Below are 26,896 nucleotides of genomic sequence, written 5' to 3'. Positions count from 1 at the left end.
AGGCTGACACCTGACCCAGGCGCAAGGAGGATCAAGGACGATGTCAGGACACGTTGGAGGTGCCGGGCCCCTGTCACCGCGAGCCAAGCTGGCGGTGACCGCGGGCAAGGCCGCCGCGGCGGTGTCGCGCGCGGCGGGCCGGGGCAGTGGATCGGTGATCGGCGGGCGCGTCGCGCTCAAGCTCGACCCGGATCTGCTCGGGCGGCTCGCCACTCATCTGGACGTCGTCCTGGTGTCGGCGACGAACGGCAAGACGACCACGACCCGGCTGATCGCCGAGGCACTGCGGGCCAGCGGCCCGGTGGTGTCGAACGCGCTCGGCGCCAACATGCCGGCCGGTATCACGTCGGCGCTCGCGGGTGGTTCGGACGCGAAGTACGGCGTGATCGAGGTCGACGAGAAGTATCTGGCGGGTGTGGCGCGCGATGTGACGCCGAAGGCGATCGCGCTGCTCAACCTGTCGCGCGACCAGCTCGACCGCGCCGCCGAGACCCGGATGCTCGCCGAGAAGTGGCGCGAGGGCCTGTCCGGCTCGAAGGCCGTGGTCATCGCCAACGCGGACGACCCGCTGGTCGTGTGGGCGGCGTCCTCCTCCCCCAACGTGGTGTGGGTGGCGGCCGGTCAGGAGTGGAAGGACGACGCCTGGTCCTGCCCCGCCTGCGGCGGTGTGATGCAGCGCCCCGGCGACGACTGGTTCTGCGGCGAGTGCGGTTTCCGCCGCCCCGCGCCCAGTTGGGTCCTCAACGGCGACTACGTCCTTGACCCGCACGGCTCGGCCTGGCCGATCCACCTCCAGCTGCCCGGCCGCGCCAACAAGGCCAACGCCGCAACCTCGGCCGCGGTCGCCGCGGTGTTCGGGGTGCCGCCGCAGGTCGCCCTGGAGCGCATGTACCAGGTGCAGGCGGTGGCGGGCCGCTACGACGTGGTCAGCTTCGCCGGCCGTGAGCTGCGGCTGCTGCTCGCGAAGAACCCGGCGGGCTGGCTCGAAACGTTTTCCCTCATCGACCCGCCGCCGACCCCGGTGGTCCTGTCCGTCAACGCGCGCGGCGCCGACGGCACGGACACCTCGTGGCTGTGGGACGTCGACTACACCCGGCTCGCGGGCCACCCGATCTTCGTGATCGGCGACCGCAAGCTCGACCTGGCGGTGCGCCTGGAGGTCGCGAACCTGGACTTCCGGGTCTGCGAGAGCCTGGAGGAGTGCACTCAGCTCGCGCCGCCCGGCCGGATCGAGCTGATCGCCAACTACACCGCTTTCCAGGACGTCCGCCGCGTCGTCGGCAACTGACCCCAGCAAGGAGCAAGCAAGCGACATGGCAGACAACAGCCTGCGCCTCGTGTGGGTCTACCCCGACCTGCTGAGCACCTACGGCGACCAGGGCAACGCCCTGGTCGTGGAGCGCCGGGCGCGCCAGCGCGGCCTGGAGGTCCACCGGCTCGACGTCCGCAGCGACCAGCCGATCCCCACCTCCGGCGACATCTACCTCATCGGCGGCGGCGAGGACCGGCCGCAGCGGCTCGCCTCCGAGCGGCTGCGCCGCGACGGCGGCCTTGAGCGCGCCGCGTCCAACGGCGCGATCATCTTCTCGGTGTGCGCCGGCTACCAGATCCTCGGCCACGAGTTCGTCAACGACCTCGGCGAGCGCGACCAGGGCCTCGGCCTGATCGACGTGGTCTCCACGCGCGGCGAGGGCGAGCGGTGCGTCGGCGACGTGCTCGGCGACATCGACGAGCGCCTTGGCCTGCCGCAGCTGACCGGCTTCGAGAACCACCAGGGCATCACGCACCTGGGCCCCACGGCCCGCCCCTTCGCCCGGGTCCGCATGGGCCGGGGCAACGGCACGGGCGACGGCACCGAGGGCGCGTACAACGACACCGTGTTCGGCACGTACATGCACGGCCCGGTCCTCGCGCGCAACCCGCAGATCGCGGACATGCTCCTGAAGCTGGCCCTCGACGTGAACGCGCTGCCGCCGACCGACGACCGCTGGTACGAGGCGCTGCGCGCGGAGCGCATCGCGTCGGCGACGCAGCCCGCGTAGGACCGCGCCAGCCGGCCCCGGCCGGCGCCGGACTCGTACCTTCCTACGACGTCCATCAGGCGGACCTCCGATTCGGCCCCCGTCACCCTGCGCCGGTAGGGTGACGGGGATCCAACCGGACGACGTGGTCCGGTCGTCGGCCCACGTTGCAAAGGTTCTCCGGGCAATGCGAATTGGTGTGCTCACCTCCGGCGGCGACTGCCCCGGCCTGAACGCCGTCATCCGATCCGTCGTGCACCGCGCCGTGGTCGACCACGGCGACGAGGTCATCGGCTTCCACGACGGGTGGAAGGGCCTGCTCGAAGCCGACTACCGCAAACTCGACCTCGACGCGGTCGGTGGCATCCTCGCCCGTGGCGGCACCATCCTCGGCTCCTCCCGCGTCCAGCCCGCGCATCTGCGCGACGGCGTGGAGCGCGCCAGGGGCCACGTCGCCGAGCTGGGCCTCGACGTGATCATCCCGATCGGCGGCGAGGGCACCCTGAAGGCCGCGACGCTCCTGTCGGACGCGGGACTGCCCATCGTCGGCGTGCCCAAGACCATCGACAACGACATCGCGTCGACCGACGTCACCTTCGGTTTCGACACCGCCGTGGGGGTCGCGACCGAGGCCCTTGACCGGCTGAAGACCACCGCCGAGTCCCACCAGCGCGTGCTGATCGTGGAGGTCATGGGCCGCCACACCGGCTGGATCGCCCTGCACTCGGGCATGGCCGCCGGCGCCCACGCCATCGTCGTCCCCGAGCGTCCCTTCGACATCGACGAGCTGACCGAACTGGTCGGCCGACGCTTCTCGGCGGGCAAGAAGTTCGCGATCGTGGTCGTCGCCGAGGGCGCCAAGCCGCGCGAGGGCTCGATGCAGTTCGACGTGGGCGGCACCGACATGTACGGCCACGAACGTTTCGCGGGCGTGGCGCGTCAGCTCTCCATCGAGCTGGAGCGGCGTCTGAACAAGGAGGCGCGGCCGGTCATCCTCGGCCACGTCCAGCGCGGCGGCACGCCCACCGCGTACGACAGGGTGCTCGCCACCCGTTTCGGCTGGCACGCGGTGGAGGCCGCCCACCGGGGCGAGTTCGGCATGCTGACCGCGCTGCGCGGCACCGACATCGTCATGGTCCCGCTCGCCGAGGCGACGGCCACCCTCAAGACCGTCCCGGCCGAGCGCTACGCCGAAGCGGAGTGCGTCCTCTAGATTCCGGACGGATGTGTACGCGAGGAACCGCCCCCGGCCGCACCACCGGCCGGGGGCGGTTCTAGTCTGGTGCGGGACAACCGGTACGAATCAGGAGTCAGCGGATGGATCACAGCGGGCACGGCATGGACATGAACATGGACCTGCCGCCGTTCACGCTGGCGCGGGGCCTGGAGTGGTCGGCCGACTCCTTCTTCCTCATCGGCTGTCTGCTCGGGCTCGCCCTGTACGCCTGGGGCGTGGTGCGGCTGCGGCGGCGCGGCGACAGCTGGCCGGTCAGCCGGATGATCCTGTGGACCGTGGGCGTCCTGACGATCGCGCTGGTCATGTGCACCAAGCTCAACGACTACGGCATGGTCATGTTCAGCGTGCACATGGTGCAGCACATGGTGATCAGCATGCTCTCGCCGATCCTGCTGCTCCTCGGCGCCCCCGTGACGCTCGCGCTGCGCGCGCTCCCGGTGGCGCCGCGCGGCCGCAAGGGGCCGCGCGAGCTGCTGCTCATGCTGCTGCACAGCCGGTACATGAAGATCATCACGCACCCGGCGTTCACCATCCCCCTCTTCATCGCCAGCCTGTACGGGCTCTACTTCACTCCGATCTTCGACTTCCTGATGGAGTCGAAGACGGGGCACGTCGCGATGATGGTCCACTTCCTCGCCGTCGGTCTGGTCTTCTTCTGGCCGATCATGGGCGTGGACCCGGGTCCGCACCGGCCCGGCTATGTGATGCGGATGCTGGAGCTCTTCGCGGGCATGCCGTTCCACGCCTTCTTCGGCATCGCTCTGATGATGGCGAGCGAGCCCATGATCGGCACGTACAGGAACCCGCCCGCCTCGCTCGGCATCGAAGCGCTCACCGACCAGCAGGCGGCGGGCGGCATCGCCTGGGCGTTCAGTGAGATCCCCTCCGTGCTCGTGCTGATCGTCCTCGTCTTCCAGTGGTACGCCACCGAGAAGCGCCAGGCCCGCCGCACCGACCGGGCCGCCGACCGCGACGGCGACAAGGAGCTCCAGGCCTACAACGCCTACCTCTCCTCGCTGAACACCCGCGGCCAGTAGCGCGGGGCCCCCTCGCCGGGGGACGATGGTCCCCACGGCGCCCGCCGGCAGGAAGGGGAGCGTGATGCCCCGTTCGACGAGGTCGATGATGGTGCTCACCCTGGCGATGCTGGTGGTGATCACCGCGTACACGGTGGCTCTGGGGAGCAACGGCTGGCTGTGGTTCGGCTGGGTGGTGCTCGGGCTCACCGCGATAGGGACGGCGGCGGTGTCGCGCGGCACCTGAGCCCGCGCCCCGGAGGGGATCCGCGCCCGCGATGGTTACAGCTGCCGGGGCCCGCCCCTACACTGGCCACCTTTCCGCATGGTGAGGAGCTGGTGGGTGCTCTACTACGTCCTCAAGTACGCCGTCCTCGGCCCGCTGTTGAGGCTGCTGTTCCGGCCGCGGCTGGAAGGGCTCGAGCATGTCCCCGAGGAGGGCGCGGCGATCGTCGCGGGCAACCACCTCTCGTTCTCCGACCACTTCCTGATGCCCGTGATGCTCAAGCGGCGCATCACCTTCCTCGCCAAGCAGGAGTACTTCACCGGGCCCGGCGTCAAGGGCCGGCTGACCGCCGCGTTCTTCCGCGCGGTCGGGCAGATCCCGGTGGACCGCTCGGGCAAGGAGGCGGGGCAGGCGGCGATCCGTGAAGGGCTCGGGGTGCTCGCGCGGGACGAACTGCTCGGCATCTACCCCGAGGGCACCCGCTCGCCCGACGGCAGGCTCTACAAGGGCAAGGTCGGGGTGGCGGTGATGGCGGTCAGAGGCGGCGTCCCGGTGATCCCGTGCGCCATGGTGGGCACCTTCGAGATCCAGCCGCCGGGACAGGCCCTGCCGAAGATCAAACGGGTCTCGATCCGCTTCGGCGCACCGCTGGACTTCTCCCGGTACGCGGGGATGGAGGGCGAGAAGGCCGTCCTGCGCGCCGTCACGGACGAGATCATGTACAAGGTCATGGAGCTCTCGGGCCAGGAGTACGTGGACCGGTACGCGGCCGATGTGAAAGCGGAACAATCCCGCAGGTTCCGGGGCATCATCGGCTGAGCCGGGAAGTTCCCCGTACCGCTCGGCCCTGGGCGGATCCGCGCACGGCGGAAGAGTCTGGCCCCGGTGATCATCTGCGGCGTAGCTTCCCGGCATGGACAACAAAACAGCATTCGTATTGGGAGCCACAGGACAGATCGGGCGGGCCGCGGTGCGCGCGCTCGCCGAGGACGGCTGGTCGGTGCGGGCCGCCTCCCGAAGCGGCGGTCAGGATTCCACCTGGCCCGCGTCGGTCGAGGCGGTGCGGCTCGACCGCGAGGACGACGCCCAGCTCGCCGCCGCGCTCGGTGACGGCGCGGACGTGCTGGTCGACATGGTGGCGTACGACAAGCGGCACGCGCGGCAGCTGACCGGGCTCGGCGACCGGATCGGATCGGTGGTGGCGATCTCCACCGGCGCGGTGTACGAGGACGATCAGGGGCGCGGCTTCGACACGATGGCGAGTCCGGCCGGCCCGCCGTGCTACCCGGTGCCGATCCCGGAATCGCTCGGCACGGTGGCGCCCGGTGACGCCACGAACAGCACCCGGAAGATAGATCTTGAGCGGGAGCTGCTGGAGTCGGCGCTGCCCTCGACGCTGCTGCGGGCCGGCGCGGTCCACGGCCCCCACTGCCGGAGCCCGCGTGAACTCCACTTCGTGAAGCGGGCGTTGGACCGGCGGCCGGTGCGGATCCTGGCGTTCGGCGGCCGCAGCCGCTTCCATCCCGCGCACGTGGACAACATCGCCGAACTGATCCGGCTGGCCGCGCTCCGGCCGGGCTCGCGCATACTGAACGCGGCGGATCCCGAGGCACCCACGGTCGCGGAGATCAGCGCGGCCGTCGACGACGTGCTCGGCGCGCACGGCGAGATCGTGCCGGTGGAGGGCCTGCCGGACAGCGGCGTGGGTCTGACCCCGTGGAGCGGTCCGCACCCCATCGTGTTCGACATGGCGGCGGCCGAGCGGGAGCTGGGATACCGGCCGGTGACGGGTTACGCGGAGTCGCTGCCCCGGACGGTCGAGTGGATCGCGGGGCAGCTGGAGGGCCGGGACTGGCGGGAGGCCTTCCCGGCGATGACCAAGTACGGCGACCTGTTCGACTACGCGGCCGAGGACGCCTGGCTGGCCGGACGGCACTGACCCGGGCCGAAGCGGCGCGAAGGGCGCCCGGAACGGCGCGAAGGGCGCCCGCAGAGGTTCCGGCCGCCCTTCGCTCAACTGCCTTCTACGGCACGGGAGTCGCGTGCGGGGTGCACGTGAAGTCCGCGCTGTCGGTCTTGCCGGTGAGCAGGTAGTCGTCCACGCGCGAGTTGACGCACGGGTTGACGAGACCGGTCACACCGTGCGAACCGGCGCCCTTCTCGATGATGAGGCGCGAGTTCTTGAACGCCTTGTGCAGTTCGACGGCGCCGTGGAACGGGGTGGCGGCGTCATTGGTGGACTGCACGATCAGGACCTGCGGGAGACCCTTGCCGGTCTTGACCTTGACAGGAGTCTGCTGCTGGGTGGACCACGTGGCGCACGGCAGGTTCATCCAGGCATTCGACCAGGTCAAGAACGGGTAGTCCTTGTTCAGGCGGGTGTTGTCCCGGTCCCACTTGCGCCAGCTGGTGGGCCACTTGGCGTCGGCGCACTCGATGGCGGTGTAGACCGCGTTGCCGTTCTCCGAGGAGATGTTGCCCTTGATGTCCGACATGTCGGAGGCGGCGGCCGCGACGACCGGCTTGGAGTCACCCGACGCGTAGGCGCTGAGCGCCTTGGCGACCGGCACCCAGTACGAGTCGTAGTACGGGGCCTTCTGGAAGTACCCGAGGAGTTCGGCCGGGCCGACCTTGCCGTCGAGCGGGCTCTTCTTGGCGTCGGCGCGCAGCTTCAGCCAGTGCGCCTCGACCTGGGCCCGGGTGGTGCCGAGGTGGAAGGTGGCGTCGTACTTGGCGACCCAGTCCTCCCACTCGTTCCAGCGGGCCTGGAAGGCGACGTCCTGCTCCAGGTTGGCCTGGTACCAGATGTTGTCCTGGTCCGGGTTGACCACGCTGTCCACGATCATGCGGCGCACGTGTGAGGGGAAGAGCGTGCCGTAGACCGCGCCCAGGTAGGTGCCGTAGGAGACGCCCAGGTAGTTGAGCTTCTTCTCACCGAGCGCGGCGCGGATGACATCCAGGTCGCGGGCGGTGTTGGGGGTGGTCATGTACGGCAGCATCCAGCCGCTGCGCTCGGCACAGCCGTCCGCGTACTCGGCGGCGAGCTTGCGCTGGGCGCGCTTGTCGGCCTCGGTGTCGGGGACCGGGTCGGCCTTGGGGCCCTTGGCGTACTCCTGGGGGTCCACGCACGAGATCGGCGTGGAGTGACCCACACCGCGCGGGTCGAAGCCCACGAAGTCGTACGCCTTGGAGGTGTTGGTCCACAGCGGGTTCTTCTTGGTCACCCGGGTCGGGAACGCCATGCCCGAACCGCCGGGGCCACCCGGGTTGTAGACGAGGGCACCCTGGCGCTCGGCCTTGGTGCCGGTGCTCACGGCGCGGTCGACGGCCAGCTTGATCTGCTTGCCGTAGGGCCGCGCGTAGTCGAGCGGAACGCTCACATAGCCGCACTGGACGGGCTTGGCGAACGCCCAGTCGGCCGGGCAGTCGGTCCAGTCGATGCCCTGCTTGGCCGCGCGGTCGGCCGCGACCTGCACGCCACGCGCCTCGGACCAGCCGTGGTTCCGGTTGTCGGCTTGGGCGACCGGGGCCGCTATCGCGCCCACCAGCAACGTGCCCGCGATCAGTGTGCCGGCCGAGCCGAGCACTGCGGTGCGTCTCAAGTGGTACCTCCCCCTGCTGAAGTGCGCTGTCAGTCTCAGCGCTCCATTTGGGCCTGTCGGGGGATCCTTTCGTCTGTGAGCACCCTGTGCACAGGCCGGACAGGTGTTTCTTTACCGAACCGATAGCCGGATGGAGGATTCCGCTGAGCGGTCATGACACCGGGCCGTGCGCGCGCAGGGCGTCGTCGAGCGCCCGGCGCAGCAGCCGTGCGTCCGGGGCCAGGGCCGTGACGAGAAGCGCCGGCCCCGCGAGCGGGGTGAGCACCGCGTACTCACCGAGGAGCCGGGCCTCGACGGGCCGGCCCGCCAACTCCGGGTCCACCACGAGCAGTTGGCCAGCCGCACGGTGCCCGCCAAGCACCGCGCCGCCGTCCCAGCCGCCGGGCGCCCCCGGCCCGAACGCCAGCTCCTGGTCGAGCAGCGGCCGGCCCGCGCGGTGCACGGTGAGACGGGTGGCGAGCGTGCCGGGGGCCTCGCCGTGCCGCCCGAGCACCTGCTCCTCGCGGAAGACCAGGCGGGCGCCGGGCGCGAGTTCGATCCGGGTGCGCATGCGCAGGTCGCTGCCCCGGGCGCAGATGAGCGGTTCCGGCAGCCAGCGCAGCTCGCCGCCCTCGGCCACGGTGAGCCTCACGTCGTAGTGGGCGCGCTCACCACCACGGCCGGGCAGGGCGATGGTGGCGGCGGCGGAGTCCACGTCGAGCCGCGCCCCGGCGCGCACCTGTGCCTCAAGGGTGATCCGGTCGCCGCCGAGCGGGGCGCTCATGGCGCCCACGACGGTCACCCGGTGGTGGGCGCCCCGGGCCCGGGTGCGGCGCAGGGCGAGCGGGCCCTGCCCCTCGAGGACGGGCAGGCCTTCGGGGGTGGCGACGATACGGGCGGTGGCGCGCACCCCGGCCGCGCCGAGCGTCACGCCTTCCATGCCGCCAGCTGCTCCCCCACCCACGCCGCGACCTCGCCGACGCCGGCCTCGGACCGCAACGACTGGAAGACGACCGGGAGTTGGTCCCGCTGCTCCTTGGCGTCGCGGGCCATGCGGCCGAGGTCGGAGCCGACGTAGGGGGCGAGGTCGGTCTTGTTGACCACGAGCAGGTCGGCGGTGGACACGCCCGGGCCGCCCTTGCGCGGGATGTCGTCGCCGCCGGCCACGTCGATGACGAAGATCTGGGCGTCGACGAGTCCCTTGGAGAAGGTGGCGGTGAGGTTGTCGCCACCGGACTCGACGAGGATCAGATCGAGCGGCCCGACGGCGTCCTCCAGATCCTCGACGGCTTCGAGGTTGGCGGAGATGTCGTCGCGGATCGCGGTGTGCGGGCAGGCCCCGGTCTCGACGGCCTGGATCCGCTCGGGCGGCAGTACGGCGTTGCGCAGCAGGAAGGCGGCGTCCTCGCGGGTGTAGATGTCGTTGGTGACGACGGCGATGGACAGCTGGTCGCGCAGGGCACGGCAGAGCGCGGCGACCGTGGCGGTCTTACCGGACCCGACGGGCCCGCCGAGCCCGACGCGCAACGCGCGGCGCGAGCCGTCGGGCCGGCGGGCGTCGGCGCTGACGGCGGCGGATCCTTCGTGGGAGTGACCGAGATGCATGGGATCTCCAAGGGTGAGAAGGGACGGGGTTGAGGCTGCGGGGACCTTCTGAAGCTCCGGCCGGGCCCAACCCCTTCAGCCCGTCCGGCGTTTGAGGACGAGCGCCGTTCAGGCGCAACCGGGGGTCCGGGGGCGGGAGCCCCCGGGACGCAGGGAGACACTGCTACGACGCGAACAGCCGCACTGGCCACCCCGCATGCGCCTCGGCCATGATGTCCAGGAGCGGAGCGGACGGCGCGGGCAGTGCGTCCAGGCCGTCCACCACCGCCTCGGCCGCTGCGACCGCGGCCCGCCGGGCCACCGTGTCCAGCTCCGGCGCGAGCCGGGCGAGCACGGCCGTCGCGTCGAACGGGTCGAGGCTCAGCAGCCGTACGACCGCCGTGGCCGGCCCGCTGACCGCCTCGTACGCCGCGCAGTGCCCCGCGTCCTCGGGCCCGAGCCCAGCGGCGCGCGCGACGAGGCCGAGGACGACCGGCTGGTGCGCTCCGCGCGGCCGCGCGGCGGCCAGCGCGTCGAGTTCGGCCGACGGCCAGGTCGCGCGGGCCGCCCGGGTCAGCTGGCGCCCGAGCTTGCGGGCGGTGGCCCGCAGCGCGGGGGACGGGGTGCGGGCGTCGGCGGCCTCGTCGAGGGCGAGCGGGTCCAGGCCCGCCGCCGCGGCGGCGGCGAGCGCGGCGGCGGTCAGTCCCGTGGTGTGCAGCCGGCCCCGGCAGAACTCCGCCAGGTCGGCCGCGTCCCGGACGCGTCCCGCCTTGACGGCCGCTTCGGCGCCACCGGAGTGGGCGTGGCCACCGGCGGGGAAGCGGCCGTCGGCGAGGACGAGCAGAGCAGCGCGACTCATGTGATGACAGCCCGTCAGAAGAGGAAGTACCGCTGGGCCATGGGCAGTTCGGCGGCGGGCGCGGGCTCCACCACATCTCCGTCGATGGCCACGGTGAAGGTGTCCGGGTCGACGCGGACGTCCGGCAGCGCGTCGTTCTCCCGCATGTCCGCCTTCCCGACCCGCCGGGTGTTCTTGATCGCCACGAACTCCTTGGCAAGACCCAGGCGTTCGGGGAGCCCGTCGTCGAGGGCGGCGGAGGAGACGAAGTTGAAAGAGTTGGCGGCGGGCGCCTTCCCGTACGCCCCGAACATGGGCCGGGGCAGGATCGGCTGCGGGGTCGGGATCGACCCGTTGGCGTCGCCCATCTGCGCGTAAGCGATCTGACCGCCCTTGATGACGAGCTGGGGTTTGACGCCGAAGAACGCCGGATCCCACAGGACCAGGTCCGCGAGCTTGCCGGTCTCCACGGAGCCGATCTCGTGGTCGAGGCCCTGGGCGACCGCCGGGTTGATGGTGTATTTGGCGACGTAGCGGCGTACGCGGTGGTTGTCCGCCCGTCCGTCGCCCGGCAGCGCGCCGCGCCGCACCTTCATGACGTGCGCGGTCTGCCAGGTCCGCAGGATGACCTCGCCGATCCGGCCCATGGCCTGCGAGTCGGAGGAGAGGATCGAGATGGCACCGAGGTCGTGCAGGAAGTCCTCGGCCGCGATCGTGGAGGGGCGGATGCGGGACTCGGCGAAGGCCAGGTCCTCCGGGACCGCCGGGTTGAGGTGGTGACAGACCATCAGCATGTCGAGGTGTTCCTCGATGGTGTTGACGGTGTGCGGCCGGGTCGGGTTGGTGGAGCTGGGCAGCACATGGGGCTGCGAGACCACGGTGATGATGTCCGGCGCGTGCCCGCCGCCCGCGCCCTCGGTGTGGTAGGCGTGGATCGAGCGGCCCGCGATGGCGGCGAGCGTGTCGCCGACGAAGCCGGCCTCGTTCAACGTGTCGGTGTGGATGGCGAGTTGGGCGCCGGTCTCCTCGCAGACGCTCAGGCAGGCGTCGATGACGGCGGGCGTGGCGCCCCAGTCCTCGTGAATCTTGAACCCGAGCGCTCCACCACGCAGTTGGGAGTGCATGGCCTCCCGGGACATCGTGTTGCCCTTGCCGAGCAGACCGATGTTGACGGGTGAGTTCTCCAGGGCGGCGAACATGCGGGCCAGGTGCCAGGGGCCCGGCGTGATGGTGGTGGCCTTGGTGCCCTCGGCGGGGCCCGTGCCGCCGCCGACCAGGGTGGTGATGCCCGAGGAGAGCGCCTGGTCGATGAGGGTGGGTGAGATGAAGTGGACGTGGGTGTCGACGGCTCCCGCCGTGAGGATTTTTCCGTTGCCCGCGATGATCTCGGTCTCGGGTCCGATGACGAGGTCGGGGTGGACGCCGTCCATGGTGTCGGGGTTCCCGGCCTTGCCGATGCCGGTGATGCGGCCGTCACGGATGCCGACGTCGGCCTTGACGATGCCCCAGTGGTCGATGATCAGGGCGCCGGTGACAACGGTGTCGGGGGCGCCTTCGGCGCGGGTGGTCCGCGCCTGGCCCATGGATTCGCGGATCACCTTGCCGCCGCCGAACACCGCCTCGTCCCCCGCGCGGCCCGGGCCGCCGCAGCGGTCCTCCTCGATCTCGACGAGCAGGTCGGTGTCGGCGAGCCGGACGCGGTCGCCGAGGGTGGGGCCGAACAGGTCGGCGTAGACAGCACGGTCGAGGTCAGTCATCGAGGGCACCTCCGGTCTCGGCGCGCAGACCCGGCACGACGCGCCGTCCGGACAGCGGGATCAGTTCCACGTCGACGGGGATGCCGGGCTCGAAGCGCACGGCGGTGCCGGCGGCGATGTTCAGTCGCTTGCCCCGGGCAACCGTACGGTCGAAGTCGAGACCGGGGTTGGCCTCGGCGAAGTGGTAGTGGGAGCCGACCTGGACGGGCCGGTCGGCGGCGTTCACCACGGTCAGCCGCACACTTTCCCGGCCCTCGTTGAGGGCGACGGGTGTGTCGGCGAAGAGGATTTCTCCGGGAATCACGGTGGCCTCTCCCGTCAGACGATCGGGTCGTGGACGGTGACCAGCTTGGTGCCGTCGGGGAAGGTGGCCTCGACCTGCACGTCGTGGATCATCTCCGCGATGCCCGGCATGACGTCGTCGCGGCCGAGCACCTTGCGCCCCGAGGCCATGAGTTCGGCGACCGTGCGGCCGTCGCGGGCGCCTTCGAGGATGTGCGAGGTGATGAGGGCGACGGATTCGGGGTGGTTGAGTTTCACCCCGCGGGCTCTGCGCTTCTCGGCCACGTCGGCGGCCACATGGATGAGCAGCCGTTCCTGCTCGTGCGGCGTCAGTTGCACGCTTCCCACCTCACAGTCGTGCCTTCCGTCCACGGGCAGCCGTGCACGGACTCAGCGGCGTCGAGGCGGAGACCTACCGGACGGGGCACTTCCACTCGGACGCAGCGGAACCGTATCCGACTTCAACATCCTGTTGAACGGCATCTCCCGGCCCCTTGGCCAGGCATTGCACGTTAGGGCGCAAGTTTTTCCGGCACGTTAACTGACGCTTTAGGAACGCGTGATCATCGCGGCCCCGGCGGGGCGGCTTGGCGCCCCCCGTCAGCCCCGGGTCGGATCCTGGTGCTCGGCGGCGATCCCGAAGCGGCGGGGCTCCACGGGAGCGGCGGGCCTCAGGGGGTGCACGGACGAGAGCGCGCTGGTCGCCCGCTGCTCCTCAGGCTCCGGCTCGGCCTCCAGTTTCTCCAGGTCGGCGGCGGAGACCAGCGCGACGAGCGGCTTGCCGTGGCGCGTCACCACGACCCGCTCCCCGCCGTACACCACGCGGTTGATCAGCTCCGCGAGCTCTGCGCGGGCTTGCGTCACCGGAATCTCGTAGGCCATGCGCTCCAGCTTAGACGCCGCCCCTCGCCCCCGTGAGGCCCGCGCGGAACGGCTTGACCGCAGGTCACAGGGGTGGGAGCGGGCCTGCGGGCGCGGGCCCGGCACCGGTACGGCGAGCGGCCCGCGCCCCGAGTGGCAGGTCAGGCGGCCGCGGCGGCCGCTTCGCGCGCTCCCCTGGCCTCGGCCGCGTACACGTCCACGTACTCCTGCTCGGACAGCGTGCGCACCGCGTACATGATCTGGTCCGTCACGGCCCGCAGCACCAGACGCTCCTCCTCAAGACCCGCGTAGCGGGAGAAGTCCAGGGGCTCGCCGAAGCGGAGCGTCACCGGTACGCGCCGGGGCAGCCTGCGCCCCTTGGGCTGGGCCTGGAACGTCCCGATGATCGCGACCGGCACCACCGGGGCGCCCGAGCGCAGCGCCATCGCGGCCACCCCGACCTTGCCCTTGTACAGCCGTCCGTCGTGCGAACGCGTGCCCTCGGGAAACACCCCCAACGCCGCGCCCCTGTCCAGGACTTGGAGCGCGGTGTCGAGCGCGGCCCGGGCCGCTTCCTTGCCCGAGCGGTCGACCGGGATCTGGCCGAGCGCGCGGAAGAAGGCAGCGGTGGCGCGGCCGGTGAGGCCCGGCGCGGTGAAGTACTCCTGTTTCGCCAGGAAGGTGAGGCGGCGCCTGAGCACCACCCCGAGCAGGAACTGATCGGTGAACGACTGGTGGTTTCCCGCGATGATCACCGCACCCGTCCCCGGCACCCGCCCGCTCCCCTCCACGCTCGGGCGGAGCAGCCACCGCAACAGCGGCGACAGCACGAGACGCAACGCGTAATAGAACACGTCAGTAAGCCCTCTCCCCAGGTGACCCCCGCGCCGCCGCACGCTAGCCATCGACGAAGGCAGCCGGGAGAGCGCCTATCGCGCCAGACCCCGCACCCGACGGCGCGATCTCTCGCTCGCCCACAGCGAAACCGCCGCCTGGCCCCTTGCCTCGCGCGTGCTCCCCGACGGATGCTCAACCCGGCGCTTCTGTACGTCCTGTACGTTTTTTACGGAGGCCGCCCCGAGGTCCGGTCAAGGAGAGGTACGCCATGAACCACCGCCCCGCCGCCCGCTATGTGCTGCCCGAGTTCCAGGAGCGCACCACCAACGGCGTCCGCACGCTCGATCCGTACTCCAAGCTCTTCGAGGAGCGGATCATCTTTCTGGGCACACCGGTCGACGACGCCTCCGCCAACGACGTGATGGCCCAGCTCATGCACCTGGAGCACGCCGATCCGGACCGGGACATCTGCCTCTACATCAACTCCCCCGGCGGCTCGCTCACCGCCATGACCGCGGTCCACGACGCGATGCGGTTCGTCAGCTGCGATGTGCAGACGTTCTGCCTGGGGCAGGTGAGTTCGGTCGCGGCGGTGCTCCTGGCGGCCGGGACGCCGGGCAAGCGCCTGGTGCAGCCGGCGTCACGGGTGCTCCTCAAGGAGCCGGCCATGGAGGAGCCGCTGCGCGGCCAGCCGTCCGATCTGGAGATCCAGGCGGCGGAAGTACTGCGCGGCCGCGCGCTGTTGACCGGGCTCCTGGCCCAGTACACCGGGCGCGCCGCCGAGCAGGTGGCCGCCGACATCGAACGGGACCTGGTCCTGGACGCCAAGGCGGCGGTGGCGTACGGGATCGCCGACCACGTCCTGGAGAGCCGCAAGACCTCCGCGCGCGGGAACTGAGGCGCCGTGCTGCCGCCGGAACTGCCGCCGCTGCCCGCGCTCACGCGCGCCGAAGGCGAGTTCATCGACGCCTATCTCGAAGTGGTCGACCTGCTCGGCCGGGTGAACCCGGCGCACGGCCATGACACCTACAGCGCGTTGCGGGCGGCGCAGGCCCTGGTGGGACGGGCGGCCGCGCTCAAGGACGCCCTCACCCTCATGCATCTGCGCGGGGAGACACGGGTGCACGCCAGCACGTTGACACGGGCGCTTCGCGTCCTGGACGGCGAGCGCCGCGCGGGCCGCCTCACGGTGCCACCCGGGACGGGGAGTTAGAGGCGCCGCGCGGCCCGGGCGGCATTCGACGCGCTCACCGGGCAGGCGAAACGGACCAGATGGAGTACCCCCTTTCGGCCCACCCGCGGCTCCACCCACTGACCCTTATGAGTTGCTTATGGCGGCCACCCCTATGCGGAATCGATCCTTCCGTAGCTGGTACGAGCCTGGTCAGGACCGGTCGAGAAGGGGTTGAAGTGCCCGTGTCCACCCGAATGGGGCAGGCGTGAGCAGTCTCACACAAAGCCGTTTCGGTCCGGTAATCCGACAGTCGTTGCGTGAAGATCCCTGAGACGACAAGCCCCCGCCACCTCGGCGAGGCGGTCCGGGCGGACGCCGAGTCCTGCCGCCGTTCCGGACGACTGGTCGACAGGAGTGGACCGGCAGGAGTGGAGGACCCGAGTACTTCGGGAGGGCCGGTGAGCCGGCCCTCCCTCGGGGTGAAGCCGCGCACGCGGCCGGGCGTCTTCGCCAGTCCGAACCCGACAGGTCATCCTTCGCAGGCGGTTTGACGAAGGGTTGCGCATGACCGCGCGGACGTACATCCCGTCCCTGGCTGTCCGCCTGGGCACCGTCTGTGCCTTCGCTCTCGCCGCGACGGGCGCCACGACGCTGGTACCGGGTGCCACGCCGGAAGCGAACGCCGCCGCCGTGGCCGCCAGGGCGCTCCATGTGGCCGCGTCCAAGAAGGGCTCGCCCTACCAGTACGGCGCGTCGGGCCCCTCACGCTTCGACTGCTCGGGGCTCACGCTCTACTCGTTCAAGCAGGCGGGCCGCCACCTGCCCCGCTCGGCGCAGCAGCAGTACAACACCTCCCGGCACGTCTCCGCTTCCTCGCGCAAGGCCGGCGACCTGGTGTTCTTCCACTCCGGAGGCAGCGTGTACCACGTCGGCATCTACGCGGGGGGCGGCCGCATCTGGCACTCGCCCAAGTCCGGGACCGTGGTGCGCCTGGAGCGGATCTGGAGCCACAGCGTCTGGTACGGGCGGGTGGGCTGACGGGCGCTCAGGAGCCGGCGCGGGTGGCGCGCCCCGGCCCGGGCGGTTATCCGTCCTGGACCGCCGTCGGCCACGGCAGTGCGATCGAGACCGTTTTGCCGCCGTCCTGCGTGGGCTCGACGGACAGCCTGCCCCCGGATTCGGCGGCCAGCCAGCGGATGATGACCATGCCCCGCCCGTTGTCCTGCTGCACGGCCGCGGGCAATCGTTTCGGCCAGCGCGGATGGCTGTCGGTGACGCCGATCCTGAGCACTTCCTCGCGCTCAAGACTCAGGTTCACGGTGAAGGTGGGCGACTGGCCGAAGGTGTGCTGCACGGCGTTGGTGGCGAGCTCGGAGACGATGAGCCGCACCGTGTCGACCGCGTCGGCGTCCGGCGGCAGGCCCCAGTCGGCCAGGATCGTGGCGGCGTAGCGCCGTGCGGCGGAGACCGAGGCGGGATCGCTCGGCAGAGTGAGGGTTGCTTCGAGATGGTCTGCCATGGCGACGCTGTCCCTTTCCCGCCCGGGCCGGCTCTGAGACTCCTGGCGAATGAGCGCTCGCGGAGAGGACGACAGGCCTCGGACTGTGCTTCGCGTCAGAGTGGCACTCATCGTGCCGGTCCCGGGCGCCATCCACCAAGATATGCATATATCTGTCGCTCAAAGCAGTGAACTCTGCGACGGAAGACCGTATGTGGGCCCACACTTACCCATCGCCGAAGACGAAGGAGGCAACAGAGCCGACAGAGCCAGAGGAGGCGGCCATGGGGCACGGACCGGCGGTGCGCAGACGCAAGCTCGGCGAGGAACTGCGGCGGCTGCGCGACGACAGGGGGCTCACCAGTGGCGAGGCGGCCGCTCTCGTCGGCTGGCACCAGTCGAAGGTGAGCCGGATCGAGACCGGCCGCAGCGGGGTCAAGCCGGCGGACGTGGCCCGGCTGCTCGACGCCTACGGCGTGCGTGACCCGCGACTGCGGGCGCTGCTGGGCGCGTTGGCGGATTCGGCGGGCGGCGCGGAGGCGGGCTGGACGCACGCGTACCGCGGGCTGCTGGCGCCGCAGTACCGGGACTTCATCAGCCTGGAGTCACAGGCGCGTTCGGCCCGGACCCTGGAGACCTCGGTGGTGCCGGGCCTGTTGCAGACGCCGGCCTACGCGCGGGCGGTGACGCGGGCCGCGCTCGGTGGTCTCGCCCCGAAGGAGGTCGACTCCCTCGTGGAGGTGCGGATCGCCCGCCAATTGGTGCTGCGCGCCGATCCCCCGCTGATGCTCAGCGCGGTACTGGACGAGGCGGTGCTGCGCCGCAGGGTGGGCGGGCCCGCGACCATGCGCGAGCAATTGCGCCACCTTGTGGAACTGGCCGCCCTGCCCCAGGTGCGGCTCCAGGTCATCCCCTTCCATTACGGCGGCTATGTCGGGCTCACCGGCCCTTTCACGATGTTTTCGTTTCCGGCCAACTCGGATCTGGATGTGGTCGTTGTCGACCACTTGACGAGTAGCCTCTATCTGGAGCGGAGAGAAGACCTGGAGGCGTACGGTGCCGCGTTCCGGACCGTCCAGGCACTCGCGCTCTCCATGGAGGACTCGTTGGATCTCATCGCCCTGATGGCCCGGGAATGACCGGGCCGGGCCGGGCGAGTGGGGAGGCATGATGTCCGCGCATCCCGCGCACGTCCCTTCCAGTCACCTTCTCACCCAGGCCGCGTGGCGGCGTCCGCGTCGCAGTGTGGGCATGAACAACTGCGTCGAGACGGCACGGCTCAATGGCGAGCTGCTGGCCGTACGCGACTCGAAACGCACTGCGGGACCCGCGCTGCTCTTCGGCACGCCGGCCTGGCGCCGCTTCATCTGCCTGGTGTCAGAAGGGAACTGATCACCCATCAGTTGATGGGGAGAACCAGTAGCACTCAATTCGTGGGCGCGGTCCGCAGGATCGTGCCCACCGCCGTCTCGATCTGCCGCTCCGTCAGGTCGGCCCGGGCCGTCAGACGGATGCGGGAGATCCCGTCCGGCACCGACGGCGGCCGGAAGCAGCCGACCGCGAGCCCGGCCGTGCGGCAGTCGGCGGCCCAGGTCACCGCCGCCTCCGGCGAGGGGGCCCGCACGGAGACCACCGCCGCGTCCGGGCGCACAGCGGCGTGCCCGGCCGAGGTGAGGCGCGCGTGCAGCTCGGCGGCGACGGCCCGGGCGCGCCCCGCGCGTTCCGGCTCCGCGCGCAGCAGCCGCAGCGCGGCGAGCGCGCCGCCGACCGCCGCCGGGGCGAGCCCGGTGTCGAAGATGAAGGTGCGGGCCGCGTTCACCAGATGCCGGATGACGCGAGCGGGGCCGAGGACCGCGCCGCCCTGGCTGCCGAGCGACTTGGACAGGGTGACGGTGGCGACCACGTCGTCCGCGCCCGCGAGCCCCGCAGCGCACGGAGCGCCACGGCCACCGGCGCCGAGCACGCCGAGCCCGTGCGCGTCGTCCACCACGAGGGCCGCCCCGAACTCCCGGCATTGTGCGGCCAGTTGGGGCAGCGGGGCGGCGTCGCCGTCCACCGAGAACACCGTGTCCGAGACGACGAGCGCGGGGCCGCCGTGCGCGTCGAGCGCCTTGCGGACGGCCTCGGGATCGGCGTGCGGCACCACGTCCGTACGCGCGCGGGCGAGCCGGCAGCCGTCCACGATGGAGGCGTGGTTGCCCGCGTCGGAGACGATCAGGGAGCCGTGCGGGCCGAGCGCGGTCAGGGCCGCCAGGTTGGCCGCGTACCCGCTGGAGAAGACCAGGGCCGCCTCGAAGCCGCAGAAGTCGGCGAGTTCGCGCTCCAGCTCCGCGTGCAGCGCGGTGGTGCCGGTGACGAGCCGGGATCCAGTGGCGCCGGCGCCCCAGCGGCGGGCCGCGTCGGCCGCGCCCGCCGTCACCGCCGGATGCCGGGTCAGGCCCAGATAGTCGTTGCTCGCCAGGTCCAGCAGCTCCTGCCCGGCCTCGCGCGGACGGAGCGTTCGCACCAGGCCGGCGCGCTCGCGGCGCTGGGATTCGCGGTCGATCCAGTCGAACGGCGCTCGCAACATGGTGGCGTCCCTTTTTGTAGGCTGCCGACAGACCCTAGCCGGTGGTCCGGCAGGTCAGGGTGTGGCGATACACACACCTCAAACCCCCGGTGTTGTGGGATACCTACCTTGGCCAGGGACGGTGCGGTACGCGAAGATCGGCGCCATGGACCTGCTGAACACGCTGGTGGACAAGGGGCTGCGGCGCGAACTGCCGACCCGCGAAGAGGCGCTCGCCGTACTGGCGACGTCCGACGACGAACTGCTCGATGTGGTGGCCGCGGCCGGCAAGGTGCGCCGCCAGTGGTTCGGACGCCGGGTGAAGCTGAACTATCTGGTCAATCTGAAGTCGGGTCTGTGCCCCGAGGACTGCTCGTACTGCTCCCAGCGGCTCGGCTCCAAGGCCGACATCCTCAAATACACCTGGCTCAAGCCCGACGAGGCGTCCAAAGCGGCGGCCGCGGGCGTGGCGGGCGGCGCCAAGCGGGTCTGCCTGGTGGCCAGCGGCCGGGGGCCGACCGACCGTGACATCGCCCGGGTCTCCGAGACCATCGAGGCGATCAAGGAGCAGAACGACGGCGTCGAGGTCTGCGCCTGTCTCGGGCTGCTCTCCGACGGCCAGGCCGAGCGGCTGCGCGCCGCCGGGGCCGACGCGTACAACCACAACCTCAACACGTCCGAGGGGACGTATGGGGACATCACGACCACGCACACCTACCAGGACCGCGTGGACACCGTCACCAAGGCGCACGGCGCGGGGCTCTCGGCCTGCTCGGGTCTGATCGCGGGCATGGGCGAGTCCGACGAGGACCTGGTCGACGTCGTCTTCTCGCTGCGCGAGCTCGACCCGGACTCGGTGCCGGTGAACTTCCTCATCCCGTTCGAGGGCACCCCCCTCGGCAAGGAGTGGAACCTCACCCCCCAGCGCTGCCTGCGCATCCTCGCCATGACCCGTTTCGTCTGCCCGGACGTCGAAGTCCGTCTCGCGGGCGGCCGTGAGGTGCATTTGCGCTCGATGCAGCCGCTCGCGCTGCACCTGGTCAACTCGATCTTCCTGGGCGACTACCTCACCAGCGAGGGCCAGGCGGGCCAGGCCGACCTCGACATGATCGCGGACGCCGGGTTCGAGGTGGAGGGCGCGGGCACCACGACCCTGCCGCGCCACCGCGCCGACGCGCTCGCCGCCGGGGCCCCCGGTACGGCGTCCGCCGGGTGCGGCTCGCACGAGGACAGTGGCTGCGGCTCCCACGAGGGCGGCGGCTGCGGGCCCTGCGGCGGCCACGGCGCCGAGCTGCCCGAGCAGGCGCCCGCCGCCGAGACGGCGCGCACCGATCTGGTGGCCGTGCGCCGCCGTGGCGCGGGGACGGATCTCGCGCCCAATGCCTGAGCTCTCCCCCGCACGGCCCGACCTCTCCCCCGCGCACCTGCTCGACCTGGACCGCCGGCACGTCTGGCATCCCTACGGCCCGATGCCGGGCCGCCAGGAGCAGCTGCTGGTCGAGTCGGCGTCGGGCGTACGGCTGCGCCTGGCCGAACCGGCGTACGGGCAGCGGGAGTTGATCGACGGCATGGCGTCCTGGTGGTCGGCCGTGCACGGTTACAACCACCCGGTGCTGAACGAGGCGGCGCGCGGCCAGCTGGAGCGGATGAGTCATGTGATGTTCGGCGGGCTCACCCATGAGCCCGCCGTCCGGCTCGCCGCCCGGCTGGTCGAGATCACGCCCGGACCGCTTCAGCACGTCTTCCTCAGCGACTCCGGTTCGGTCGCGGTCGAGGTCGCCGTGAAGATGTGCCTCCAGTACTGGCGCTCGGTCGGGCGGCCCGGCAAGCAGCGCCTGATGACCTGGCGTGGCGGTTACCACGGCGACACCTGGCAGCCGATGTCGGTGTGCGACCCCGAGGGCGGGATGCACGAGCTGTGGCAGGGCGCACTGCCCCGGCAGCTGTTCGTGGGCGCGCCGCCCGCGGAGTTCGACGAGGCGTACGCCCGTGAGCTGCGCGAGACGATCGCGCGGCACGCCGACGAGCTGGCCGCGGTGATCGTGGAGCCGGTGGTGCAGGGCGCGGGCGGCATGCGCTTCCACGCGCCCGCGTATCTGCGGGTGCTGCGCCAGGCGTGCGACGAGTACGGCGTGCTGCTCGTGCTGGATGAGATCGCGTCCGGGTTCGGCCGCACCGGGGAGCTGTTCGCGGCTGAACACGCCGGGATCTCACCGGATGTGATGTGTCTGGGCAAGGCGCTGACCGGCGGCTATCTGTCGATGGCGGCCACGCTGTGCACGAGCGAGGTCGCCGACGGCATCTCCTCGGGAGACGTCCCGGTGCTCGCCCACGGCCCCACGTTCATGGGCAATCCGCTGGCCGCGTCGGTGGCGCTCGCCTCGGTCGATCTGCTGCTCGGCCAGGACTGGCGCGCCGAGGTCAAGCGGATCGAGGCGGGGCTGCTCGACGGGCTCGGCGCGGCCCGCTCGATCGAGGGCGTACGCGATGTGCGCGTCCTGGGCGCGATCGGTGTGGTGCAGCTAGACCACGACGTGGACATGGCGGCCGCGACCGCGGCGGCCGTGCGCGAGGGCGTGTGGCTGCGGCCGTTCAGGGATCTTGTTTACACGATGCCGCCCTATGTGACGGGCGACGACGATCTGGCGCGTATCTGCCGTGCGGTGTGCGCGGCGGCGCGGGAGGGCTGAAGATGACGATTCTGGTCGTGAGCGGTACGGGCACGGAGATCGGCAAGACGGTCACGACGGCCGCGCTCGCCGCAGTGGCGCTCGCCGGTGGCCGTTCGGTGGCCGTGCTCAAACCGGCCCAGACGGGTGTCGCGCCGGGTGAGCCCGGCGACGTCTTCGAGGTGCGGCGGCTCGCGGGCGAGGCGGTGACCGGCGCCGAACTGGCCCGGTTCCCCGAGCCGTTGGCGCCCGCGACCGCGGCCCGCCGGGCCGGCATGACGCCCGTGCGGCCCGAGGACGTGGCCGGGGCGGCAACCAAGCTGGCCACCGAGCACGATCTCGTCCTGGTCGAGGGAGCGGGCGGGCTCCTGGTCCGTTTCGACGAGGAGGGCGGCACGCTCGCGGACGCCGCCCGGATGCTCGACGCCCCCGTCCTGGTGGTGGCGACCGCCGGTCTGGGCACACTGAACGCGACGGCACTCACCGGCGAGGCCCTGCGAGCCCGGGAGCTCGCCTGCGCGGGTGTCGTGGTGGGCAGCTGGCCCGCGGAGCCGGACCTGGCCGCGCGGTGCAATCTCGTGGACCTGCCCGACGCGGCCGGCGCACCCTTGGCCGGCCTCGTCCCCGAGGGCGCCGGACGGCTGGCGCCCACCGACTTCCGTACCCGCGCGGCCGGTTGGCTCGCCCCGGCGCTCGGCGGCGTTTGGAGTATCTGATGGCTGTGTTACGAGCCCGCCTCGGGCAGCTCGTCGTGGACTGCGCCGACCCGGGGCGGCTCGCCCGGTTCTGGGCGGCGCTGCTGGGCGGGCGCCCGGTGGTGCGGGACTCCGCCTGGGCGCATGTCGATCCGCCGGGCGCGCCACGGCTCGCCTTCCAGCAGGGGGCGCGGGTCACGACGGGCGAGAACCGGCTGCGCCTGGATCTGGTGGTCGAGGACGTGGGCCGGGCCCGGGCGGCGGCCGTACGGCGCGGGGCGCATCCGGTGGGCGCGACGGTGACCGACGCGCGGGGCGCGTTCCAGGTGATGCGGGATCCGGAGGGCAACGAGTTCCGCTTCGTGGAGTCCGGCGACGGATGAGCGGGCGCGGCACGGGGACAATCCCGGTAGGAGGTGTCCGCACGTCCGGGCAGGCGTTCGACCCCGACCCGCCGGGCGCCTCCGGCCGGCTGTCGGCAGGTACAGGAGGTCCGCCATGGCGCAGCGCACCACGATCACCCCGGATGCCGTGCACCACCCCGTCTTCGCCCGCTTCTACGCGCGCTACAGCGAGGCGGCCGACCACAAGGCGGGCATCGCCCGCTACCGCGCGGAGCTGCTGGCCGGGCTCAGCGGACGCGTCATCGAGATCGGCGCGGGAAACGGGCTGAACTTCGCGCACTACCCGCGTGCCGTGTCCGAGGTGGTGGCGCTCGAACCGGAGCGCACACTGCGGCAGTTGGCGGTGCGGGCGGCGCTGGGGGCCGATGTGCCGGTGGACGTGGTGCCGGGCGCGGCGGAGGCGTTGCCGGTCAAGAGCGAGGCGTTCGACGCGGCGGTCGCCTCGCTCGTGCTGTGCTCGGTACGCGATCTGCCGCGCGCGCTCGGCGAGATCCGGCGCGTGCTGCGCCCGGGCGGTGAGCTGCGTTTCTTCGAGCACGGCAGGGCGCGGGGCCGGACGCTGGCCGGCGTGCAGCACGTCCTTGACCACACGGTGTGGCCGCTGTTGTTCGGCGGCTGCCACACCGCGCGCGATCCGCTGGACGCGATCGAGGCGGCGGGCTTCGAGATCGTCGGCCACCGCCGCCTGAGGGTGCCCGAGCGGGGCGTCGCCCTGCCGTCGTCGCCGTGCGTACTCGGGGTGGCGCGGCGCCCGGCGGCCGGCCCGGGGGACTGAGGCCTGTCCGGCCCCCCAGCGCGGTGTCCGCATGCCAGAACGGTTCACCCCGGACCCGGACCCGGTGGTGGGATGACGCCATGAACGAGCTGCGCATCCGGGCCGCCGGGCCCGATGGCCTGGACGCGGTGCCGGCCTTCTGGAAGACGGCCGCCGAGGGCACCAGGGGCGCTTCGTCGCCGTCGGCGGGCGCCGGGCGGACGCCATGGTGCTGGTGCGCGACGAGCGGGCCCGGCATGCCTGGGCGGCCTCGGGGTACGAGCGGCAGGAACAGTGGCGGCGGTGGGTGAAGCCACTGGGCTGAACGAACGGACAGGCCCGCACTTTGCCAGTGCTTTACCATAGGTGGATCTCCGTCCCCCCGACGAAAGGTGTGAGCGTCCGCCCATGGGCGAGCCTCCCCGTACCCGTACCGCCGCGCGACACCGCGCGCGCCGCCTCCGCCTGGCCGATCATGGGACGGAGGTGACCCGATGACCGAAGTGCTCCTGCTCCTCGCGGCCGTACTGCTCTCGTTGGTGTGCGCGGTCTTCGTGGCCGCCGAGTTCTCCCTCACCACCGCCGAGCGCAGCGATCTGGAACGCGCAGTCGAGCGCGGGGAACGCGGCGCGGCCAGTGCCCTCAAGGCCGTACGGAGCCTCACCTTCCAGCTCTCCGGCGCGCAGCTCGGCATCACCGTCACCGGGCTCGTCATCGGCATGCTGGCCAAACCGTCGATCGCGGGGCTCCTCACCGGGCCCCTCAGGTCGCTCGGCCTGTCCGCGTCGGCGGCCGCCTCGGTGGCCCTGGTGCTCGGAATGGCGCTCTCCACCGTGTTCCTCATGGTCGTCGGCGAGCTGGTCCCCAAGAACTGGGCCATCTCCTCACCGCTGGCCGTCGCCAAGGTCGTCGCGGCCCCCCAGCGCGCGTTCAGCGCCGCTTTCCGGCCGCTGATCAGCCATCTCAACACCTCGGCCAACCATCTGGTGCGCCGCTTCGGCCTGGAACCCGCCGAGGAGCTGGCCTCCGCGCGCAGCCCGCAGGAGCTGGTCGCCCTGGCCCGGCACTCGGCCAAGGAGGGCGCGCTCGAAGCGGACACCGCCGAACTCTTCGTACGCTCCCTCACGCTCGCCGAGCTCAACGCGGAGAACGTGATGACCCCGCGCGTCCAGGTCACGGCCCTTGAGGTGCAGGCCACCGCCGAGGACGTCGCCAACGCGACCCGCGCCACCGGCCTGTCCCGCTTCCCCGTCTACCGGGGCAGCCTCGACTCGGTGGTGGGCATAGCGCACATCAAGGACGTCCTGGCGGTGCCCGCCGAGCGCCGGCGCCTGCGCCCGGTGACCTCGCTGCTGCGCGAACCGCTGCTCGTGCCGACGACCCTGACCGTGGACCGCCTCCTCGACCAGCTGTACGGGAAGCGGACGATGGCCGTCGTCATCGACGAGTACGGGGGCACCGCCGGCGTGGTCACGCTGGAGGACATCCTGGAGGAGGTCGTCGGCGAGGTCCGCGACGAGCACGACCCGCACGAGACCCCCGATCTCGCGGCCGCGGGACAGGACGCCGACGGCAGGACGCTGTACTCCGCCGACGGCGCGGCCCGCGACGACCAGCTCGCCTCGATCGGGCTGCGCGTGCCGGACGGCCCCTACGAGACCCTGGCCGGCCTGGTGGCCACCGAGCTCGGCCGGATCCCCCGGCTCGGCGACCGTGTGGAGCTGGGCGGCTGGCGCATGGAGGTGGTCGACGCGACCGGGCGGCGCGCGGCGCGCGTTCTGCTGCACGCGCCGCACACCCACGGCGAGGGCGATGAGGACAACGAAGGCGACGAGGGGGCCCGCCGGTGATCGCGATCCAGATTCTCATCGGTGTGGCCACTCTGGTCGTCAACGCGTTCTTCGTCGGAGCCGAGTTCGCCCTGATCTCCGTGCGCCGCAGCCAGATCGAACCGCTCGCCGAGGACGGCGACCGCCGTGCGCGCAGCGTCATTTGGGGCCTTGAACACGTCTCGGCCCTGATGGCCGCCGCGCAGCTCGGCATCACCCTGTGCACCCTGGTGCTCGGCGTGGTCGCGGAGCCGGCCATCGCGCACCTGGTCGAGCCGGTCTTCGACGCCGTCGGTGTGCCGGACGGACTCATCCACCCGGTCTCCTTCGTGCTCGCCCTGGCGGTCGCGACGTATCTGCACATGCTGCTCGGCGAGATGGTGCCGAAGAACGTCGCGCTCGCCGAGCCGGCGCGCACCGCGCTGCTGCTCGGGCCGCCCCTGGTGACGCTGGCCCGGGCGCTGCGTCCGGTGATCTTCGCGATCAACGCCTTCGCCAACTCGATCCTGCGAATGCTCAGGGTGGACGCCAAGAGCGAGGTCGCGGCGGCGTTCTCGGACGACGAGCTGGCCCGTCTGGTGACCGACGCGGGCGACGCGGGCCTGCTCGACGACCGGGCCGCCGAGCGGCTGCGCGACGCCCTCGAGCTGGGGCGCCGCCCGGTGCGTGACGTGGTGGTGCCGCTGGACGAGGTGGTGCGGGCCGAGGTCGGCACCACCCCTGAGGGACTGGAGCGGCTGGCCGCGAGCTCCGGGTTCTCCCGCTTCCCCGTCGTGGACGACGACAGCCGCATCCTCGGCTATCTGCACGTCAAGGACGCCCTGGACGCGTCCCCGCGCGATGTGGCCTTCCCGGTCACGGCGCTGCGGCCGATCGCCCGGGTCCGCGCGGAAACCCCGCTGGACGACGTGCTCACGGCGATGCGCCGCAGCCGTACGCATCTGGCGGCCGCCGTCGGCGAGGACGGCAAGCTCGCGGGCCTGGTCACGATGGAGGACGTGCTCCGGGAACTCGTGGGGCCGCCGGCGGCCACGGCCTAGCGGGGCGCGGGGGTGCTGGGCCCGGCGCTCGAAGGGTCGGCGCCG

30 protein-coding genes, 1 pseudogene and 1 riboswitch are annotated in these 26,896 nt (G+C 71.8%); of the genes and pseudogenes, 20 read left to right on the top strand and 11 right to left on the bottom strand.

Annotated features, from left to right (window positions below; genetic code table 11):
- The first annotated feature begins 40 nt into the window (after nucleotides 1-40).
- From ACFYM2_RS15245 to ACFYM2_RS15215, 7 genes are all read left to right on the top strand, one after another.
- Nucleotides 41-1,288 (top strand): MurT ligase domain-containing protein, encoded by a 1,248-nt coding sequence (locus tag ACFYM2_RS15245; protein ID WP_350229100.1) that lies wholly within the window; start codon nucleotides 41-43, stop codon nucleotides 1,286-1,288.
- A 25-nt stretch (nucleotides 1,289-1,313) separates the two neighbouring features.
- On the top strand, nucleotides 1,314-2,042 hold the full coding sequence (locus ACFYM2_RS15240; RefSeq protein ID WP_350229101.1) for a glutamine amidotransferase: 729 nt from the start codon (nucleotides 1,314-1,316) through the stop codon (nucleotides 2,040-2,042).
- Between the two features lie 166 nt (nucleotides 2,043-2,208).
- On the top strand, nucleotides 2,209-3,234 hold the full coding sequence (locus ACFYM2_RS15235) for a 6-phosphofructokinase (RefSeq protein ID WP_358999660.1): 1,026 nt from the start codon (nucleotides 2,209-2,211) through the stop codon (nucleotides 3,232-3,234).
- Between the two features lie 104 nt (nucleotides 3,235-3,338).
- Nucleotides 3,339-4,295 (top strand): cytochrome c oxidase assembly protein, encoded by a 957-nt coding sequence (locus ACFYM2_RS15230; RefSeq protein WP_388836438.1) that lies wholly within the window; start codon nucleotides 3,339-3,341, stop codon nucleotides 4,293-4,295.
- Between the two features lie 64 nt (nucleotides 4,296-4,359).
- The gene (locus ACFYM2_RS15225; protein ID WP_358999654.1) at nucleotides 4,360-4,521 is read left to right on the top strand and encodes a hypothetical protein; all 162 of its coding nucleotides are present in this window, start codon (nucleotides 4,360-4,362) and stop codon (nucleotides 4,519-4,521) included.
- A gap of 96 nt (nucleotides 4,522-4,617) precedes the next feature.
- Entirely contained in the window at nucleotides 4,618-5,319 is a 702-nt protein-coding gene (locus ACFYM2_RS15220; protein ID WP_358999757.1) for a lysophospholipid acyltransferase family protein, read from the top strand.
- Nucleotides 5,320-5,413: 94 nt separating this feature from the next.
- Complete coding sequence (locus ACFYM2_RS15215; RefSeq protein WP_388836435.1) at nucleotides 5,414-6,439, top strand: NAD-dependent epimerase/dehydratase family protein; 1,026 nt, start codon at nucleotides 5,414-5,416, stop codon at nucleotides 6,437-6,439.
- A gap of 85 nt (nucleotides 6,440-6,524) precedes the next feature.
- On the opposite strand, the gene ACFYM2_RS15210 is transcribed toward ACFYM2_RS15215, so the two are convergent.
- The 9 genes from ACFYM2_RS15210 to ACFYM2_RS15170 all read right to left on the bottom strand — a co-directional run bounded on the left by ACFYM2_RS15210 (nucleotide 6,525) and on the right by ACFYM2_RS15170 (nucleotide 14,257).
- Entirely contained in the window at nucleotides 6,525-8,102 is a 1,578-nt protein-coding gene (locus ACFYM2_RS15210; protein WP_358999649.1) for an alpha/beta hydrolase, read from the bottom strand.
- A gap of 151 nt (nucleotides 8,103-8,253) precedes the next feature.
- Nucleotides 8,254-9,021 (bottom strand): urease accessory protein UreD, encoded by a 768-nt coding sequence (locus ACFYM2_RS15205; protein WP_358999646.1) that lies wholly within the window; start codon nucleotides 9,019-9,021, stop codon nucleotides 8,254-8,256.
- Nucleotides 9,009-9,686: an urease accessory protein UreG gene (gene ureG, locus ACFYM2_RS15200; protein ID WP_358999643.1), complete on the bottom strand. Its 678-nt coding sequence runs from the start codon at nucleotides 9,684-9,686 to the stop codon at nucleotides 9,009-9,011. Before ureG ends, ACFYM2_RS15205 begins: the two co-directional genes overlap by 13 nt.
- A 163-nt stretch (nucleotides 9,687-9,849) precedes the next feature.
- Nucleotides 9,850-10,524: an urease accessory UreF family protein gene (locus ACFYM2_RS15195; protein ID WP_358999640.1), complete on the bottom strand. Its 675-nt coding sequence runs from the start codon at nucleotides 10,522-10,524 to the stop codon at nucleotides 9,850-9,852.
- A gap of 14 nt (nucleotides 10,525-10,538) precedes the next feature.
- Nucleotides 10,539-12,260, bottom strand: coding sequence for an urease subunit alpha (locus tag ACFYM2_RS15190; protein ID WP_388836432.1), 1,722 nt, complete (start codon nucleotides 12,258-12,260; stop codon nucleotides 10,539-10,541).
- Nucleotides 12,253-12,564 (bottom strand): urease subunit beta, encoded by a 312-nt coding sequence (locus tag ACFYM2_RS15185; RefSeq protein WP_350229111.1) that lies wholly within the window; start codon nucleotides 12,562-12,564, stop codon nucleotides 12,253-12,255. Before ACFYM2_RS15185 ends, ACFYM2_RS15190 begins: the two co-directional genes overlap by 8 nt.
- Before the next feature lie 14 nt (nucleotides 12,565-12,578).
- Nucleotides 12,579-12,881: an urease subunit gamma gene (locus ACFYM2_RS15180; RefSeq protein ID WP_350229112.1), complete on the bottom strand. Its 303-nt coding sequence runs from the start codon at nucleotides 12,879-12,881 to the stop codon at nucleotides 12,579-12,581.
- Nucleotides 12,882-13,142: 261 nt separating this feature from the next.
- Complete coding sequence (locus ACFYM2_RS15175) at nucleotides 13,143-13,424, bottom strand: type II toxin-antitoxin system Phd/YefM family antitoxin (RefSeq protein ID WP_358999633.1); 282 nt, start codon at nucleotides 13,422-13,424, stop codon at nucleotides 13,143-13,145.
- Nucleotides 13,425-13,564: 140 nt separating this feature from the next.
- Nucleotides 13,565-14,257, bottom strand: a complete 693-nt coding sequence (locus tag ACFYM2_RS15170; RefSeq protein ID WP_388836429.1) for a lysophospholipid acyltransferase family protein — start codon at nucleotides 14,255-14,257, stop codon at nucleotides 13,565-13,567.
- Between the two features lie 251 nt (nucleotides 14,258-14,508).
- Between ACFYM2_RS15170 and ACFYM2_RS15165 the strand changes: the two genes are divergently transcribed.
- The 3 genes from ACFYM2_RS15165 to ACFYM2_RS15155 all read left to right on the top strand — a co-directional run bounded on the left by ACFYM2_RS15165 (nucleotide 14,509) and on the right by ACFYM2_RS15155 (nucleotide 16,452).
- On the top strand, nucleotides 14,509-15,138 hold the full coding sequence (locus ACFYM2_RS15165; RefSeq protein ID WP_358999627.1) for an ATP-dependent Clp protease proteolytic subunit: 630 nt from the start codon (nucleotides 14,509-14,511) through the stop codon (nucleotides 15,136-15,138).
- Nucleotides 15,139-15,144: 6 nt separating this feature from the next.
- The gene (locus ACFYM2_RS15160; RefSeq protein ID WP_350229116.1) at nucleotides 15,145-15,453 is read left to right on the top strand and encodes a hypothetical protein; all 309 of its coding nucleotides are present in this window, start codon (nucleotides 15,145-15,147) and stop codon (nucleotides 15,451-15,453) included.
- Nucleotides 15,454-15,790: 337 nt separating this feature from the next.
- A riboswitch (cyclic di-AMP (ydaO/yuaA leader) is annotated at nucleotides 15,791-15,974 on the top strand.
- Nucleotides 15,975-15,978: 4 nt separating this feature from the next.
- Complete coding sequence (locus ACFYM2_RS15155) at nucleotides 15,979-16,452, top strand: C40 family peptidase (RefSeq protein ID WP_358999624.1); 474 nt, start codon at nucleotides 15,979-15,981, stop codon at nucleotides 16,450-16,452.
- Nucleotides 16,453-16,498: 46 nt separating this feature from the next.
- On the opposite strand, the gene ACFYM2_RS15150 is transcribed toward ACFYM2_RS15155, so the two are convergent.
- Nucleotides 16,499-16,933, bottom strand: a complete 435-nt coding sequence (locus ACFYM2_RS15150; protein WP_388456982.1) for an ATP-binding protein — start codon at nucleotides 16,931-16,933, stop codon at nucleotides 16,499-16,501.
- Between the two features lie 263 nt (nucleotides 16,934-17,196).
- On the opposite strand from ACFYM2_RS15150, the gene ACFYM2_RS15145 reads away from it, so the two are divergent.
- A complete protein-coding gene (locus tag ACFYM2_RS15145) occupies nucleotides 17,197-18,051 on the top strand; it encodes a helix-turn-helix domain-containing protein (protein WP_388456984.1) in 855 nt (284 codons plus the stop codon).
- 31 nt (nucleotides 18,052-18,082) lie between these two features.
- Nucleotides 18,083-18,304 (top strand): DUF397 domain-containing protein, encoded by a 222-nt coding sequence (locus ACFYM2_RS15140; RefSeq protein ID WP_358999616.1) that lies wholly within the window; start codon nucleotides 18,083-18,085, stop codon nucleotides 18,302-18,304.
- A 34-nt stretch (nucleotides 18,305-18,338) separates the two neighbouring features.
- On the opposite strand, the gene ACFYM2_RS15135 is transcribed toward ACFYM2_RS15140, so the two are convergent.
- On the bottom strand, nucleotides 18,339-19,481 hold the full coding sequence (locus tag ACFYM2_RS15135; RefSeq protein ID WP_358999613.1) for an 8-amino-7-oxononanoate synthase: 1,143 nt from the start codon (nucleotides 19,479-19,481) through the stop codon (nucleotides 18,339-18,341).
- Nucleotides 19,482-19,626: 145 nt separating this feature from the next.
- On the opposite strand from ACFYM2_RS15135, the gene bioB reads away from it, so the two are divergent.
- From bioB to ACFYM2_RS15095, 8 genes and pseudogenes are all read left to right on the top strand, one after another.
- Nucleotides 19,627-20,847, top strand: coding sequence for a biotin synthase BioB (gene bioB / locus ACFYM2_RS15130; protein WP_358999610.1), 1,221 nt, complete (start codon nucleotides 19,627-19,629; stop codon nucleotides 20,845-20,847).
- Entirely contained in the window at nucleotides 20,840-22,150 is a 1,311-nt protein-coding gene (locus tag ACFYM2_RS15125) for an adenosylmethionine--8-amino-7-oxononanoate transaminase (RefSeq protein WP_388836425.1), read from the top strand. The genes bioB and ACFYM2_RS15125 overlap by 8 nt, the downstream gene beginning before the upstream one ends.
- Before the next feature lie 2 nt (nucleotides 22,151-22,152).
- Nucleotides 22,153-22,845 (top strand): dethiobiotin synthase, encoded by a 693-nt coding sequence (bioD, locus tag ACFYM2_RS15120; RefSeq protein ID WP_388836422.1) that lies wholly within the window; start codon nucleotides 22,153-22,155, stop codon nucleotides 22,843-22,845.
- A complete protein-coding gene (locus ACFYM2_RS15115) occupies nucleotides 22,845-23,207 on the top strand; it encodes a VOC family protein (RefSeq protein WP_388836420.1) in 363 nt (120 codons plus the stop codon). The genes bioD and ACFYM2_RS15115 overlap by 1 nt, the downstream gene beginning before the upstream one ends.
- Nucleotides 23,208-23,322: 115 nt before the next feature.
- Complete coding sequence (locus tag ACFYM2_RS15110) at nucleotides 23,323-24,003, top strand: class I SAM-dependent methyltransferase (RefSeq protein ID WP_388836417.1); 681 nt, start codon at nucleotides 23,323-23,325, stop codon at nucleotides 24,001-24,003.
- An 88-nt stretch (nucleotides 24,004-24,091) separates the two neighbouring features.
- Nucleotides 24,092-24,307, top strand: a pseudogene (locus ACFYM2_RS15105) (GNAT family N-acetyltransferase); the annotation flags it as partial.
- 169 nt (nucleotides 24,308-24,476) lie between these two features.
- Nucleotides 24,477-25,832 carry a hemolysin family protein gene (locus tag ACFYM2_RS15100; protein ID WP_358999595.1) on the top strand — a complete coding sequence of 452 codons (1,356 nt, stop codon included), beginning with the start codon at nucleotides 24,477-24,479 and terminating at the stop codon, nucleotides 25,830-25,832.
- Entirely contained in the window at nucleotides 25,829-26,851 is a 1,023-nt protein-coding gene (locus ACFYM2_RS15095) for a hemolysin family protein (protein ID WP_388456997.1), read from the top strand. The genes ACFYM2_RS15100 and ACFYM2_RS15095 overlap by 4 nt, the downstream gene beginning before the upstream one ends.
- Nucleotides 26,852-26,896 lie beyond the last annotated feature (45 nt).

It is taken from the genome of Streptomyces sp. NPDC006711 (assembly GCF_042869775.1).
Classification (GTDB): domain Bacteria; phylum Actinomycetota; class Actinomycetes; order Streptomycetales; family Streptomycetaceae; genus Streptomyces.
This window is presented reverse-complemented; position numbering and strand designations above follow the sequence as displayed.